The 13,109-nt window shown below is 72.1% G+C and carries 15 protein-coding genes; 5 read left to right on the top strand and 10 right to left on the bottom strand.

All coding sequences use genetic code 11. The features are described from left to right. The first annotated feature begins 55 nt into the window (after positions 1-55). Positions 56-565: a hypothetical protein gene (locus SLP03_RS02860; RefSeq protein ID WP_319458905.1), complete on the top strand. Its 510-nt coding sequence runs from the start codon at positions 56-58 to the stop codon at positions 563-565. Between the two features lie 103 nt (positions 566-668). Here the strand turns inward: SLP03_RS02860 and SLP03_RS02855 are convergent, their stop codons facing one another. Continuing rightward, positions 669-1,229: a GNAT family protein gene (locus tag SLP03_RS02855; RefSeq protein ID WP_319458904.1), complete on the bottom strand. Its 561-nt coding sequence runs from the start codon at positions 1,227-1,229 to the stop codon at positions 669-671. A 178-nt stretch (positions 1,230-1,407) separates the two neighbouring features. Continuing rightward, positions 1,408-1,995 carry an isoprenylcysteine carboxylmethyltransferase family protein gene (locus SLP03_RS02850; RefSeq protein WP_319458903.1) on the bottom strand — a complete coding sequence of 196 codons (588 nt, stop codon included), beginning with the start codon at positions 1,993-1,995 and terminating at the stop codon, positions 1,408-1,410. A 115-nt stretch (positions 1,996-2,110) separates the two neighbouring features. Here SLP03_RS02850 and SLP03_RS02845 point away from each other — a divergent pair, with 115 nt between their 5' ends. Together SLP03_RS02845 and SLP03_RS02840 are read left to right on the top strand one after the other, a co-directional pair. Beyond that, positions 2,111-2,365 (top strand): hypothetical protein, encoded by a 255-nt coding sequence (locus SLP03_RS02845; protein ID WP_319458902.1) that lies wholly within the window; start codon positions 2,111-2,113, stop codon positions 2,363-2,365. A 495-nt stretch (positions 2,366-2,860) separates the two neighbouring features. After that, on the top strand, positions 2,861-3,019 hold the full coding sequence (locus SLP03_RS02840) for a hypothetical protein (protein WP_319458901.1): 159 nt from the start codon (positions 2,861-2,863) through the stop codon (positions 3,017-3,019). On the opposite strand, the gene SLP03_RS02835 is transcribed toward SLP03_RS02840, so the two are convergent. From SLP03_RS02835 to pcaF, 8 genes are all read right to left on the bottom strand, one after another. Continuing rightward, on the bottom strand, positions 2,984-4,198 hold the full coding sequence (locus tag SLP03_RS02835; RefSeq protein WP_319458900.1) for an RNA polymerase sigma factor: 1,215 nt from the start codon (positions 4,196-4,198) through the stop codon (positions 2,984-2,986). The genes SLP03_RS02840 and SLP03_RS02835 overlap by 36 nt on opposite strands. Beyond that, positions 4,198-4,614: a YciI family protein gene (locus SLP03_RS02830; protein ID WP_319458899.1), complete on the bottom strand. Its 417-nt coding sequence runs from the start codon at positions 4,612-4,614 to the stop codon at positions 4,198-4,200. The genes SLP03_RS02835 and SLP03_RS02830 overlap by 1 nt, the downstream gene beginning before the upstream one ends. Before the next feature lie 295 nt (positions 4,615-4,909). Further along, positions 4,910-5,404, bottom strand: coding sequence for a GNAT family N-acetyltransferase (locus SLP03_RS02825; RefSeq protein WP_319458898.1), 495 nt, complete (start codon positions 5,402-5,404; stop codon positions 4,910-4,912). 62 nt (positions 5,405-5,466) lie between these two features. Continuing rightward, complete coding sequence (locus SLP03_RS02820) at positions 5,467-6,210, bottom strand: MBL fold metallo-hydrolase (protein ID WP_319458897.1); 744 nt, start codon at positions 6,208-6,210, stop codon at positions 5,467-5,469. Positions 6,211-6,357: 147 nt separating this feature from the next. Next, entirely contained in the window at positions 6,358-6,858 is a 501-nt protein-coding gene (locus SLP03_RS02815; protein WP_319458896.1) for a DUF456 domain-containing protein, read from the bottom strand. Positions 6,859-6,972: 114 nt separating this feature from the next. Beyond that, positions 6,973-9,138, bottom strand: coding sequence for a putative bifunctional diguanylate cyclase/phosphodiesterase (locus tag SLP03_RS02810; RefSeq protein WP_319458895.1), 2,166 nt, complete (start codon positions 9,136-9,138; stop codon positions 6,973-6,975). A gap of 6 nt (positions 9,139-9,144) precedes the next feature. Then, positions 9,145-9,963, bottom strand: coding sequence for an SAM-dependent methyltransferase (locus SLP03_RS02805; protein WP_319458894.1), 819 nt, complete (start codon positions 9,961-9,963; stop codon positions 9,145-9,147). A gap of 187 nt (positions 9,964-10,150) precedes the next feature. Continuing rightward, on the bottom strand, positions 10,151-11,356 hold the full coding sequence (gene pcaF / locus SLP03_RS02800; protein WP_319458893.1) for a 3-oxoadipyl-CoA thiolase: 1,206 nt from the start codon (positions 11,354-11,356) through the stop codon (positions 10,151-10,153). 104 nt (positions 11,357-11,460) lie between these two features. Between pcaF and SLP03_RS02795 the strand changes: the two genes are divergently transcribed. Beyond that, a complete protein-coding gene (locus SLP03_RS02795; RefSeq protein ID WP_319458892.1) occupies positions 11,461-12,426 on the top strand; it encodes a glutathione S-transferase family protein in 966 nt (321 codons plus the stop codon). After that, complete coding sequence (locus SLP03_RS02790) at positions 12,419-13,078, top strand: DUF998 domain-containing protein (protein ID WP_319458891.1); 660 nt, start codon at positions 12,419-12,421, stop codon at positions 13,076-13,078. Before SLP03_RS02795 ends, SLP03_RS02790 begins: the two co-directional genes overlap by 8 nt. Positions 13,079-13,109 lie beyond the last annotated feature (31 nt).

Below are 13,109 nucleotides of genomic sequence, written 5' to 3'. Positions count from 1 at the left end.
GAGGTGAGTGCGTTCAGTAGGCGGTGGCAATCGACGGTCTGAGAAACTCTCGGGCGTGGCGGTAACGCAACAATTGGCACGACTCTCGCCCGACCAGCTTGCCGTGTGCCGCGGCTTGGTGGAGGAGTTGGACAAGCTCTGTTCGTTTGAGCTGCTGCCCTCATCGGACTACCTGGACCTCGATTGGGCGCCGGCGCCGCTCGTCGGCGTCTTCGAACTAGCGCAGGTCAGTACGCCGATCCTCGTAGCGCTGCGGCGCGGGCTCGGCGGCGACGTGGAGATCAATCCTGCCTACCGCAGCCGCCAGGACACGGTGTGGGAGCACCCCGTGGCGGCGCTTGAACCGGACATCGTCGCTGAGGTTGCCAGGCTGCTTGGGCAGGTTGAGACGGACGCCGTGCTGGCCGTCCTTCCTGAAGATGCAACGGCGGCGCTACTGACCATCGACATGCGCGAGTTCGATGGGCACCCGGGGCCGTACCTGCACCGGCATTTCGCCGCGCTGCGCGACTCCTACGCACATGCGGCGCGGCGGCGGCTTGCCGTTGCCGTCTGGTGGGACTGAGTCGCATGGAATCGGTCGCGCATACTCAACTGCCGCTGTCCGCGCGTTGGCCCGGCCGGCGCAGTGCGCTGTCGTGCCGATGTGCGGATGTTCATCTACCTCCTCAGTCGAAGCTCGGTGGCCGATCGTTGAGAATCCGCTGGAACAGATGGGAGTCCTGCCATCTACCGTTGATGTGCAGGTATTTGCGCGCCGTTCCCCACTGTTCAAACCCATTTTTGGCCAGCACCCGCTGAGAGGCGAGGTTCAACGGGCTCGTGCTTGCTTCGATCCGGTGTAGACCAAGCTCCTCGTCGGCGATCCGGCAAAGCGCTGCGACAGCGGCGCTCGCGAGGCCTCGCCCGACCTCGGCGGGTTCCACCCAGTACCCGAGACTTGCGCTGCAGAAAGGACCGAACACGATCGTGTTGAGCGTTGCGCACCCCAGCACCCGACCGTCACGCAGCATCGCGCAGGCCAGTAGCCTGCCCTCCTTCTGCTGCTGCATCATCGTGTCGAGCCGACTCTGCTGACCTGCAAGCGTCCAAAACGAGTCGGGTCGCACCGGATCGAAGGGACGCAGATGCTCACGACTGCGGATGTACGCGTCGAGCAGCGCAGGCGCGTCGCCGAAATCCAATGGGCGCAATATTACGCCTCCCGGAAGGGAGGTGGGACCGATCATCGTGACAGTGTAAAAGGCTACCGGCAGCGAGCAACATCCGCACCTGCCGCGATCCGCGCGTTACGGAGTGTCTTGTCAAGCGAATGGAGCCGACGTCCGGACTTGCCGATGAGCGCGCGAACCTGCTGCCACATCAAGGTTCCGCGTGGGCGAGACGGATCGGGCTGGGTAGCAAGGGTTACCACACGTAGGGGATGAGCCGGGCGCGGCCCGCTGCAAACTCTCGGTAGCGGTCGCCCAGTGCCGCACTCAGGGCGCGCTCCTCGATCCGAAGGCGATAGATCAGGGCGATCAGCACCAAGCCGGCCGCGCCCACGGCGCTGACCCAATTTCCCAACATCAGGCCGCCTCCCGCGATGGCGAGCAGTAGGCCGGTGTAGCTCGGGTGTCGCAGAACCCTGTATGGACCCCGTTCCACAACCGGCTGGTCCTCACTGGTCTTCAGCACCACGGTGAAGTAGTTCCCCAGGCTCGCAAAAGACCACCAGCGCAGCAGCAGGCCGAGCCACCCGATCACCACGCCAAGCGCGAACAGCCACACACCACCGGCGATCACGGCGCCCGGGGCGACAGCTCGACCGACGGGCAACAGCAGGATCGCACTGAAGAACATCGCTCTGAACACAATCTCCGCGCGCACACTGACGCCCGTCGCGCCGCGGCGTACGCGGAGCGCCTGTGAGAGTTCGCCCGCAGAGAAGGCGCCGACGCTGACGAAAAAGACGATACGCGCCAAGTGCGAGACCTCTTCATACGGCACGGGCACGCCGCGAGTATCACCGAACCAGGTCGCGGTATACAACCGCAACGCCCAGAGAAAGCCACCCCACAACGCACTCTCATAGCCGAGATGAGTGTGTACGGCGCTTAACTACCTCGCCATGCTTAAAGTCCCGCAAGAACTCGGCTTCGGCCCCGGTACGACCTGCTGGCGGCGGTTGAAACGCTGGATTGATGCCGGCGTGTTCGACCAACTCCACCAGATCCTGCCCGAGCGGTTGAACACAGGGAACCGGATCGACTGGTCGCGCGCGGCGATGGACGGCAATCACATCGACGCCAAAAAGGGGTCTCGGGACAGGCCCGTCGCCGGTCAACCGCGCAAGCCCGGTTCCCAAACACCATCTGATCTGTGACGGCAACGGCACCCCGATCTACGTGCTGACCAGCGCGCCAACATCCCCCGACTTCAGCCGCGCCCTCGAGCTGCTCGACGGCTACCCGCCTATTGCCGGCCGTCGGGGCTGGCCACGGCAGCGTTTCGACGTGCTGCTGGCCGAGCCAGGCGCGTCTGGCCCAGGACGCTCAAGGCCTGCGATCGGTGCACGTGGTCTTTTCACCGCGCCCGAGGCCGAGGAGGTGCTGCGGTTCGCTGACCGGGCAGTTCGCGTGGGCCTCGTCCGGGCTCTACTCGGCCTCGAAGGCGGCCGTCGAGCTGCTCAGCGAGGCGCTCGCCGCGGAAGTGGCCCGGCCGGCGTGCGGGTGACGATCGTCGAACCCGGCACGTTCGCGACCGACTTCGCCAGCACCGCCCACGTCGTCGCGCCCGACGAGGTCTACGCGCCGACCGTGGGCGAGTTTCTCACCGGGTTCGCCGCGCTCCCGCCGTCCGCGTTCGGGGATTCGCCGACGTGGCCGACGCGATCGTCGCGGTCGCCGGCATGGCGGAGCCGCCGCTGCGCCTGGCCGTCGGGGCCGACGCGATCGACGGCATCCGGGCCGCACTCGAATCCCGGCCGGCCGCGCTGGAGAAGTCAGCCCAGCGCGGCCGCCTTGCGCAGCAGCACTGAGCGTTCGAGCTGGTTGGCGCACAGCCGGGCCGCCAGCTCCAGCTCGGCGCGCGCCTCAGGTCGCCGACCGAGGCGGGCCAGCAGCTCACCGCGTACGGTCGGAACCAAATGCGAACCGGGGAGCCGGTCCAAGGCGATCAGCTCGTCCACCATGGCCAGGGCTTGCGCCGGACCCGAGGCCATGGCCACGGCGACGGCCCGGTTGAGCTCGACCACCGGCGAGGGCGCGACCCGGCCGAGCGCCTCGTAGAGCACCACGATCCGGTCCCAGTCGGTCGCCTCCACCGACGGCGCCGACGCGTGGGCGGCGGCGATCGCAGCCTGCAGGCCGTAGGGGCCGAGCCCGCGAGCCGATGCCTTGGCCAGCGCGGCCAGCCCACGGCGGACCGCCGAGAAGTCCCACCGCCGCCGGTCCTGGTCCGCCAGCAGGATCGGCGAACCATCCGGGCCGGTCCGGGCCGGGAAGCGCGCGGCCGTCAGCTCGCACAGCGCGAGCAAACCGTGCACCTCCGGCTCGTCCGGCTGCAGCGCGGCCAGCGTGCGGGCCAGCCGGATCGCCTCGTACGCGACGCCGGGGCGTAGCAGCCGGTCGCCCGACGTGGCCGTCGACCCCTCGGTGAAGATCACGTAGACGACGCTGAGCACGCCGCCCAGCCGTTCCCGGCGCTCACCGGCCGGCGGCAGCTCGAACGGCACCCCGGCCGCCGCGATCGTCTTCTTCGCCCGGGTGATGCGGGCCTGCACGGTCGGCACGGGTACCAGGAACGCGCGGGCGATCTGTTCGGTGGACAGGCCGCCGACCACGCGCAGGGTCAGCGCCACCCGGGCCTCGGGGGAGAGCACCGGGTGGCAGCTGACGAACATCAGCGCCAGGATGTCGTCGTCGATCCGGTCGGGGTCGATGTCCTCGTCGACCACCGGGTCAGCCGCCAGCAGGGCGTATCGGTCCTGCAGGGCAGTCCGGCGGCGGATCGCGTCGATCGCCCGCCGCCGGGCCGTGGCCATCAGCCAGCCGGCCGGATTGGCCGGAGAGGTGAGCGGCCACGACACCAGCGCCTCGGCCACCGCCTCCTGGGCGGCATCCTCGGCCAGCCCGAAATCGCCGGTGAACCGGGTCAGCGCGGCGACGATCCGCGCCGACTCGATCCGCCAGACGGCCTCGACGTCGGCCGTACCCATCAGATCCGGCCGGTGCTCTCGCTCCCAGCCCGTTCCTCGACGGACCCCTCGTTGTCCTGCGGCATCTCGTCGTCCCCGGCCACCCGCCGGATCTCGATCTTGGACCCAGTGACCGACGGGACCCGCTTGGCCCACTCCACCGCCTCCTGCTTCGAGGCGACATCGAGCAGGAAGTAGCCCCCGAACAGTTCCTTGGTCTCTCCGTACGGCCCGTCCGTGACCACCGGGGCCTCGCCGCTGAAGTCGACCACGACGCCCTGGCCCGCATCGTCCAGCCCTTCGGCCGCGACGAACACGCCGGCCTTGACCAGCTCCTCGATGTAGTGGTAGGTCGTGGCCGCCAGCTCTTCGAACCCGGCCATCAGGGCCGCGTTCGACTCATCGGTGCCCCGCATGATCAGCATGTACTTCGGCATCGCGTTCTCCTCGTCCGGCGGGGCCGCCTCTCGGCCCTCGCACTCGCACCCACACGTCGAACGAGCGGCCCGCGGATCGACACGGCCCCGGAGAAATCTCTCGCCGCGACGCAGCCGAATCCGTCCGACCCGCGTTGCGCCCGTCAGACCTGGCCCTGAGCGATGGCTGACGCGGACGCCATGCTGATCAGAAAGCTTATCGTCGCAGCAACCTGAGCACGGTGCTGAGCAGGGCGAGGGGTGCGCCGCCACCAGGCATCCGGTAGCGGCGCACCCTCGATCGACGGCCGGACCGCTAAGGAATGAGACTCTTGGCCATGATGTGCTCCCGACGCAGGCCGTCGGGCATGAGATCGCCGGGCTCACCCGTGTCACGGAAGCCGTTGCGCTGGTAGAGCGCCCAGGCGTTCTTGTTGCCCTCCACCACGGCCAGCCGCAGCGTCCCCGCGCCCACCTGCCGGGCCCACTGCTCGACCGCCCGCACGAGGTGGTCGCCCACGCTCCGGCCCCGGCCTACCGGCGCCACGTACATCGAGATCAGCTCGACGACGCCGTCCAGATCGGTCGGCACCCCGCTGGCCATCCCGACGGGCTGCCCGTCGAGCATCGCCACTGCATTGTACGAGCCGGGGATGGCCAGCCGACCGCGCCAGCGTTCCTCACGGTCGCCGTCGCCCTGCCAGTCCGCCAGTTGGGAGCCGAAGGCGTACGCCGCTTCTACCAATGCGGCGAGCCGCAGCTCCCTCCAGATCTTCCAATCGCCCTCGTCGAGCACACGGGTTTCGATCACACCACGAAGGCTGCCGCAGGCGTGGGGACCAGGCAAGCCAGTTCCCGCGGTAGCCGGCCCGACTACGGCACCGTCACCACGACGCCCGGCCCGGCCACGTCGACCGGCCCGCCGTACGCCTGCCGGGCGGCCGCGACAGCGGCCTGCGGATCGGTGCCGGGCCACAGATGGGTCAGCAGGAGCCGGCGGACCCGCGCGGTCGCGGCGTACCGGCCGACCTCCAGGGCGCTGGAGAGATTCCCGGCATGCCGGTCCGGGATCACGTCGGCGTAGGTTGCCTCGGCGATCAGCAGGTCGGCGTCCCGGGCCAGCGCGACGAGGTCGGGGCTGGGCCCGGTGTCCCCGGTGTAGCCGAACACCGCATCCCGGGCGGCGAACCGGGCCCCGGCGTTCGGCAACCAGTGCGGCAGCGACCAGGTGTCCACGGTGTACGGCCCGACCCCGAAGCGCTCGCCCGGGGCGAACTCGTGAAGCCGGTACGCCCCGGCGATCAGGCCCGGCTCGTCGATCGCGAGTAGCCGCTCCAGGCTGCCGGCAGGGGCGTACACCGGCAGCGGCGGACCGTTCCGGTCGGCGAGCACCCGGGCCCGCAGCAACGGCTGGAGGTCAGCGCAGTGGTCGGGGTGGCCGTGGCTGACGTACACGGCGTCCACCTCGGCCGCCGGCACCCGGGCGAGCAGCGGTTGCAGGGTCGCGTAACCGGGGTCGACCAGCAACCGGAACCCCTCGTGCTCCACCAGGAAGCCGGAACACGCCTGCCGTTCGGTAGGCCACGCGCCGAGCCCGCCGAGAACGGTGATCCGCATGGGGTCGACCCTAAACGGTGCCCACAGCCCGGCACCGGCCGACGGCCGCCGGGCCTGGCGCGCGGCCGGGCAGCCCGCCGGCACGGCGGAGCCCCCTGGTGGCGCGTGGGTCGGCACCACCGCGCGACCCGCCCCCGCCAGGCCGGTTCAGACGAACAGCAGCCCGGCCACCCAGAGGACCGCGATCACCAGGCCGGCCCCGAACTCCACGAGCATCGACAGCCCGGCCGCCTTCAGCGCCTGCATCGTCGCCGGCCAGGCGAGCTGGTTGCTGCCCAGCCGCAGCCGTTCCGCGCCCCACACCCCGGCCACGAAGCCGATCACCAAGCCGACCACCGGAATGACGAAGAAGCCGACCAGCCCCAGCAGTCCCCCGGCCAACATGGACGACGTGGGCACGCCGGTCCGCTTCAGGTTCCGCCCGGGCCAGAGGTACTTGACCACCGTGCCGCCAGCGGCGACCACGGTGGCGGCGGCGAGCACCGCCCAGCGGCCGGGCCCGGCAGCCCCGAAGAGCGCCCAGACCAGCACCCCGCCCCAGCAGAGCGGCAGGGCCGGCAGCCCGGGCACCACCACCCCGGCCAGCCCGGCCAGGATGGCCAGCGCGGCCACCACCGAGACCACCGCCTGCGTGTCGGTGAGACTCACGGCATCTCCTCAGCTCGCGACTGCGGGGCTCGCAAAACCGGCTCACTCCTCGCGCTCACGGCATCTCCTCAGCTCGCGACTGCGGGGCTCGCAATACCGGCTCACTCCTCGCGCTCACGGCAACTCCCCGCCGGCGAGCCGGGCGCGGATCCGCTCCGCCGGCACCGGCGCGCCGAACCAGCGCCCCTGCCCGGTGTCGCAGCGCAGCGCCCGCAGCCGTTCGGCCTGCACCTCGGTCTCCACCGCCTCGGCGGTGACCCAGAGCTCCAGCGCGTGCGCCAGCCGGACCAGCGCGTCGACGATCCGCTCGTCCCGGTGGTCGGCCGCGGCATCCGCCCCGTCGGCCCGGATCCCCTCGACGAAGGGGCCGGCCAGCTTCAGGCAGTGGATCGGCAACCGGCGCAGGTACGCCAGGTTCGAGTACCCGGTGCCGAAGTCGTCGATGGCCAGCCGGACGCCCAGGTCGGCCAGTTCGCGCAACGACCGCAGCGGCTCCCCGGCGGCGCCCATCACGGCGCTCTCGGTCAACTCCAGCTGCAGCAGCTCCGCCGGGAGCCCGGTCCGGGTCAACGCCTCGGCCACCGTGTCCACGATCGCCGGGTCGTCGGCCTGCCGGGCGGCCAGGTTGACGCTGACCACCAGCCGCGCGTCCGGGTACGCCCGCCGCCACCCCTCGGCGTCCCGGCACGCCTGCCGGAGCACCCAGGCGCCGAGCCGGACGATCAGCCCGGTCTCCTCGGCCAGCCCGATGAACCGGTCCGGCCCGATCAACCCCAGGTCCGGGTGCTGCCAGCGGACCAGCGCCTCCACCGCGAGCATCGTGCCGTCGAGCAGCGACACGATGGGCTGGTAGTGCAGCACGAACTCGCCCCGGTCCAGCGCGACCGGCAGGCCGGCGGCCAGGGCGGAGCGGGCGATGTCGGCGGCGCTGCGCTCCGGGTCGTAGACCGCCCACCGGCCCCGCCCCTCCGCCTTCGCCCAGTAGAGGGTGATGTCCGCGGCCTTCATCAGCTCCGAGACGCTGGTCTCCGCGGCCGGGCACTCCACGATGCCGATGCTGGCCGAGACCGCGAGCTGCTGGTCGCCGACGTGCACCGGGGCGGAGACCGCGGCCAGGGCCAGCTCGGCCACCTCCACCGCGTCGTCGAGGCCGCCGCCGGAGTCCATCAGGATGACGAACTCGTCGCCGCCCATCCGGGCGACCAGGTGGCCGCGCCCGGCGACGCAGTCGGCGAGTCGCCGGCTGATCACGATCAGCAGCAGGTCGCCGAGGTCGTGGCCGAGGCTGTCGTTGATCGCCTTGAAGCCGTCCAGGTCGAGGAAGCAGATGCCGACCCGCTGCTCCTCGCCGGCGGTGTCGAAGACCCTGCTCAGCGTCTCGAAGAAGAGCGTCCGGTTGGGCAGGCCGGTGAGCGGGTCGTGCAGCGCCTGGAAGCGGAGCCGCTGCTGGAGCTCGTACCGCTCGGTGATGTCCTCGATCATCGCGACGGTGAACCGGGGCCGGCCGTCGTCGTACCGGATCAGTGAGACCGCGAGGTCGGTCCAGACGATGCTGCCGTCCTTGCGGTGGTAGCGCTTCTCCACCCGGGCGCTGTCGTGCTTGCCGTCGACCAGCTCCGGGTACAGCTCCCACATGCCGGCGGCGTCGTCGGCGGGGAAGAGCGAGTCGACGGTGATCTCGCGCAGTTCCTCGATGGTGTAGCCGAGCATGTCGGCGAAGGAGCGGTTGACGTCGATGATCCGGCCGTCGATGCCGGCGATGCCGATCCCGATCGCCGCCCCGGTGAACACCGCGCGGAACCGGGCCTCGCTGTCCCGCAGCGCCTGCTCGACCGCGTCCCGGGCCTGCCAGGCCGAGCGGGCGATCCGCTCCTGCTGGCTGAAGGTGCGATCGCGCAGCGCCCGGGCGAAGCCGGCGGCCAGCCCGCCCCGCAACGCCGCCACCCGCTCCCGCGCCTCGGGCCGGTCCGCCCGGGCGGGCAGCACGCGGGCCAGGAACTGGTCACCGAGCGCGCGCACCGACCAGTCGAGCACGCCGGCCTCGGTGAGGTGGGCCTCCACCAGCGCCCGCCCGACGTCCTCCGCCGCCTGCGCGGAGAACGTCGGGGCGAGAAGGGCCTGGGCCAGCCGTACGGTGTGCACGAGCAGCAGCCGTTCGGTCTCGGTCGCGCTCAGCGGCACGAACCCGAGCCGGCGGACCGCCCGAACCCACTCGGCGGCGTACGCCTGGGCACCCGGCCGGCTGAAGTCCTCCCCGCCGGGCACCGGCGCGGCGTCCATGTCGGCTCAGCCGGCGGGCTGGTCGTGCCGGGCGACGCCGCCGAAGGCACCGAACCGCTCGGGGTGTTCGTCCACGTCGGACGGTAAGTCCGGGCGCCACAGCGGCATGTGCACCACGCCCGGTTCGAGGATCGTCCAGTCGCCGAACAAGGAGCTGATCTCGGCGCGCGAACGGAGCGTGATCTCGGTGGCGGTACGCGCCGCCAGCCGCTGCGCGTCGAGCATCTCCTGCGGCTGGTCCTCGAAGGTGGAGTGCGAGACGACCAGGTGGCTGCCGGGCGCGGCGGCGGCCCGCAGGGTGGCCAGGATGTCCCCGGGGCGGTCGGCGTCCGGGATGAAGTGCACCACCCCGGCGAGCAGGATGCCGACCGGCCGGCCGAAGTCGATCAGGCCCGACTCGCGGGCCTCGGCGAAGATCCGCTCCGGCTCGCGCAGGTCGGCGTGGAGGACGGCGGTGAGGTCGTTGCCGGCGAGCAGCTCGCGGCTGTGCGCCACGGCGACCGGGTCGATGTCGACGTAGACGATCCGTGCCTTGGGGTTCGCCGCCTGGGCGACCTCGTGCACGTTGCCGACGGTCGGGATGCCGGAGCCGATGTCGAGGAACTGGTCGATCCCGGCGTCGAGCAGCGCCCGGACGGCCCGGCGCAGGAAATCCCGGCCCGAGCGCATGGTGGCCGCCAGGTTCGGGGTCATGCTGGCGATCTGCTCGGCGAGCTGCCGGTCGATCTCGAAGTTGTGCGCGCCGCCGAGGAAGTAGTCGTAGACCCGGGACGCGCTCGGGCGGCTCAGGTCGATCTCGGCGGGAAGTCCGTCCGGCATCTGCATCACGTCGCCCCAGTTCGTCGCCGCGGCGCGGGAGGCGGTGGTGTCCGGGCGCGCGGAAGCGACACCGGCCGACCCGCGGATCGTGTGGTGCTGACCACTCTAGGCGCGTCCGCCAACCGACGGGAGATCGGCTTTTCGACACAGGCGGGCGGTGGTCCGCCACCGGCGAGGCGGCGGCGGACCCTCGTCAGGCGGCGGACTCCAGCAGCAGCGAGATGCCCTGCCCCACGCCGACGCACATGGTCGCGAGGGCCCGCCGGCCGCCCCGGCGGCGCAGCTCCAGCGCGGCGGTGAGCGCCAGCCGGGCGCCGCTGGCCCCCAGCGGGTGGCCGAGGGCGATCGCGCCGCCGTTCGGGTTGACGTGCTCGGCGTCCTCCGGCAGGCCCAGCTCGCGCAGCACGGCGACGGACTGGGCGGCGAACGCCTCGTTCAGCTCGATCACGTCGATGTCGGCGAGCCCGAGGCCGCGCCGGTCGAGCAGCTTGCGGGTGGCCGGCACCGGCCCCATCCCCATGATCCGCGGCGGCACGCCGGCCGCGGCGGCGCCGCCGATCCGGGCGAGCGGGGTGAGGCCGTACCGGGACACGGCGGCCTCGGAGGCGACCAACAGGGCGACCGCGCCGTCGTTGACGCCGGAGGAGTTGCCCGCGGTGACCGTGCCGCCCTCGCGGAACGGGGTGGGCAGCGCGGCGAGCTTCTCCAGCGACGTCTCCCGCGGGTGCTCGTCGACCTCGACCAGCTTCGTCTCGCGGCGCCCGGCCGGCACGGTCACCGGCACGATCTCCTCGGCGAACCGGCCGTCGGCCTGCGCCTTGGCGGCCCGCTGCTGCGAGCGGTACGCGAACCCGTCCTGGGCGGCCCGGTCGACGCCGTGCTCGGCGGCGACATTTTCCGCCGTCTCCGGCATCGAGTCGATGCCCCACCGCTGCGTCATCAGCGGGTTGACCAGCCGCCAGCCGATGGTGGTGTCGTAGACCTCGGCGGTGCGGGAGAACGGCGTGGTCGCCTTCGGCATCACGAAGGGCGCCCGGCTCATGCTCTCCACTCCGCCGGCGACCACCAGGTCGGCCTCCCCGGCCACGATGGACCGGGCGGCGGTGGCCAGGGCGTCCAGGCCGGAGCCGCAGAGCCGGTTGACCGTGCTGCCCGGGACCTCCTCGGGCAGGCCGCCGAGGAGCGCCGCCATCCGGGCCACGTTGGGGTTGTCCTCGCCGGCCTGGTTGGCGCAGCCGAGGAGCACGTCGTCGGTGCGGGCCCAGTCCACCGACGGGTGCCGGGCGACCAGCTCCCGGATCACGTGGGCGGCGAGGTCGTCGGGGCGTACCCCGGCGAGGGCGCCGGCGTACCGGCCGATCGGGGTGCGAACTCCGGCCACGAGGTATGCCACGGTCATCGGCGTCTGTCCTTCGGGGGTGGGAAGGGCGGGGGCGGCGTCCACCGGGTCACGGGGACGCCTGGCGCCAGGATATCCACGCCCGGAGCGGATAGGTTGACGGCATGGCCCGGGCCCAGTTCAGCGCAGAGACCGCCGGCACCGGCGAGTTCGTCCGCCAGCCCAACCGGTTCACCGGTCGGGTCACCCCGCACTCGACGTCACCGCCCGGCGGCGGGCCGGACGAGCAGGACCGGTGGCCGCTGGAGGCCGGCCGGTACCGGCTGATCTGGTGCCGGGCCTGCCCCTGGGCGCACCGGGCCCGGATCGTGCGGCGCCTGCTCGGGCTGGCGGACGTCATCTCGCTGGGCACGGTCGACCCGATCCGGGACGAGCGGGGCTGGCGGTTCACCCTCGACCAGGACGGCTTCGACCCGGCGCTCGGCATCGGCTTCCTCTCCGAGGCGTACCTGGCCACCGACCCGGACTACAGCGGGCGGGTGACCGTGCCGGCACTGGTCGACACGCTCACCGGGCGGGTGGTCACCAACGACTACCCGCAGCTCACCCTGGACCTCTCCACCGAGTGGCAGCGGTTCCACGCCCCGGACGCGCCGGACCTGTACCCGATCGAGCTGCGCCCGGAGCTGGACGCCCTGATGGCGGAGATCCACCGGGACGTCAACAACGGGGTCTACCGGTGCGGCTTCGCCACCTCGCAGGAGGCGTACGACGAGGCGTACACCGCGCTGTTCGCCCGGCTGGACGCGCTGTCGGAGCGGCTGGCCGGGCGGCGCTACCTGATGGGCGACACGATCACCGAGGCGGACGTGCGGTTCTTCACCACACTGGTCCGCTTCGACGTGGCGTACCACGGGCACTTCAAGTGCAACCGGCAGAAGCTGACCGAGATGCCGGTGCTCTGGGCGTACGCCCGGGACCTGTTCCAGACCCCCGGCTTCGGGGAGACGGTGGACTTCGACCACATCAAGCGGCACTACTACGGCACGCACCGGGAGATCAACCCGACCGGCATCGTGCCGCTCGGCCCGGACCTTTCCGGCTGGACCACGCCGCACGGGCGTGGCTGACCGGGGCCTCGGCCGGGTCGTCGCCGCGTCGGCCGCCGCCGGCTGCACCCTGGCGGGCGCGGTCGCGGTGACGGTCGCCGTGGTCGCCGGTCCCGGTCCGGGCCCCACCGGGTACGTCAGCGAGGCCGGCGTCACCGACAGCGGGTACGCCCCGGCGTACCGGATCGGGATCTTCGCGCTGGCCGCGGCGCTGCTGCTGCTCGCGGTGGCGCTGCCCACGGCGCTGCGGGTGGCCGGGGCGCTGCTCGCGGCCGGCAGCGTCCTCACGCTGCTCTCGGGCGCGGTGGCGTGCAGCGCCGGCTGCCCGCTGCCGCCGTTCGAGACGCCCACCGTGGCCGACCTGGTGCACGGCGGCGCGAGCATCGCGGCGACGGCCTCGGTGGTCTTCGCGATGCTGGCCCTGCTCCGCTCCCCCGCCGCCGACCGGGCGGTCCGCTGGATTGCCGGCCTCGGCGCGGCGCTGGCGCTGCCGTGCTCCGCCGCGATCGCCGTGGCGATGCTGACCGTGGGGCGCGGCGGCCTGGTCGGGGTGCTGGAGCGGCTGCTGCTGACGGTGGCGGCCGGCTGGGGCCTGGCCACCGCCACCGCGCTCGGCCTGGCCCGGCACCCGGTCGTGATCAGCGGAGCATCGGGGCGGGAACCACCGTTGTAAGGGGCGTCACGCCGACCACTCCTTCCAGCTG

The organism is Micromonospora sp. RTP1Z1, from assembly GCF_033804685.1.
Taxonomy (GTDB): Bacteria; Actinomycetota; Actinomycetes; order Mycobacteriales; family Micromonosporaceae; genus Micromonospora.
The sequence above is the reverse complement of the archived record's forward strand: the minus strand, read 5'-3'. Positions and strand labels throughout refer to the sequence as shown.

Excerpts from the sequence above, each read along its gene's own strand:
- SLP03_RS02835 (WP_319458900.1), bottom strand. The coding sequence starts at position 4,198 with ATGGGTACGGCCGACGTCGAGGCCGTCTGGCGGATCGAGTCGGCGCGG.
- SLP03_RS02830 (WP_319458899.1), bottom strand. The coding sequence starts at position 4,614 with ATGCCGAAGTACATGCTGATCATGCGGGGCACCGATGAGTCGAACGCG.
- SLP03_RS02845 (WP_319458902.1), top strand. The coding sequence starts at position 2,111 with ATGCTTAAAGTCCCGCAAGAACTCGGCTTCGGCCCCGGTACGACCTGC.
- SLP03_RS02795 (WP_319458892.1), top strand. The coding sequence starts at position 11,461 with ATGGCCCGGGCCCAGTTCAGCGCAGAGACCGCCGGCACCGGCGAGTTC.
- SLP03_RS02820 (WP_319458897.1), bottom strand. The coding sequence starts at position 6,210 with ATGCGGATCACCGTTCTCGGCGGGCTCGGCGCGTGGCCTACCGAACGG.
- pcaF (WP_319458893.1), bottom strand. The coding sequence starts at position 11,356 with ATGACCGTGGCATACCTCGTGGCCGGAGTTCGCACCCCGATCGGCCGG.
- SLP03_RS02810 (WP_319458895.1), bottom strand. The coding sequence starts at position 9,138 with ATGGACGCCGCGCCGGTGCCCGGCGGGGAGGACTTCAGCCGGCCGGGT.
- SLP03_RS02805 (WP_319458894.1), bottom strand. The coding sequence starts at position 9,963 with ATGCAGATGCCGGACGGACTTCCCGCCGAGATCGACCTGAGCCGCCCG.
- SLP03_RS02855 (WP_319458904.1), bottom strand. The coding sequence starts at position 1,229 with ATGATCGGTCCCACCTCCCTTCCGGGAGGCGTAATATTGCGCCCATTG.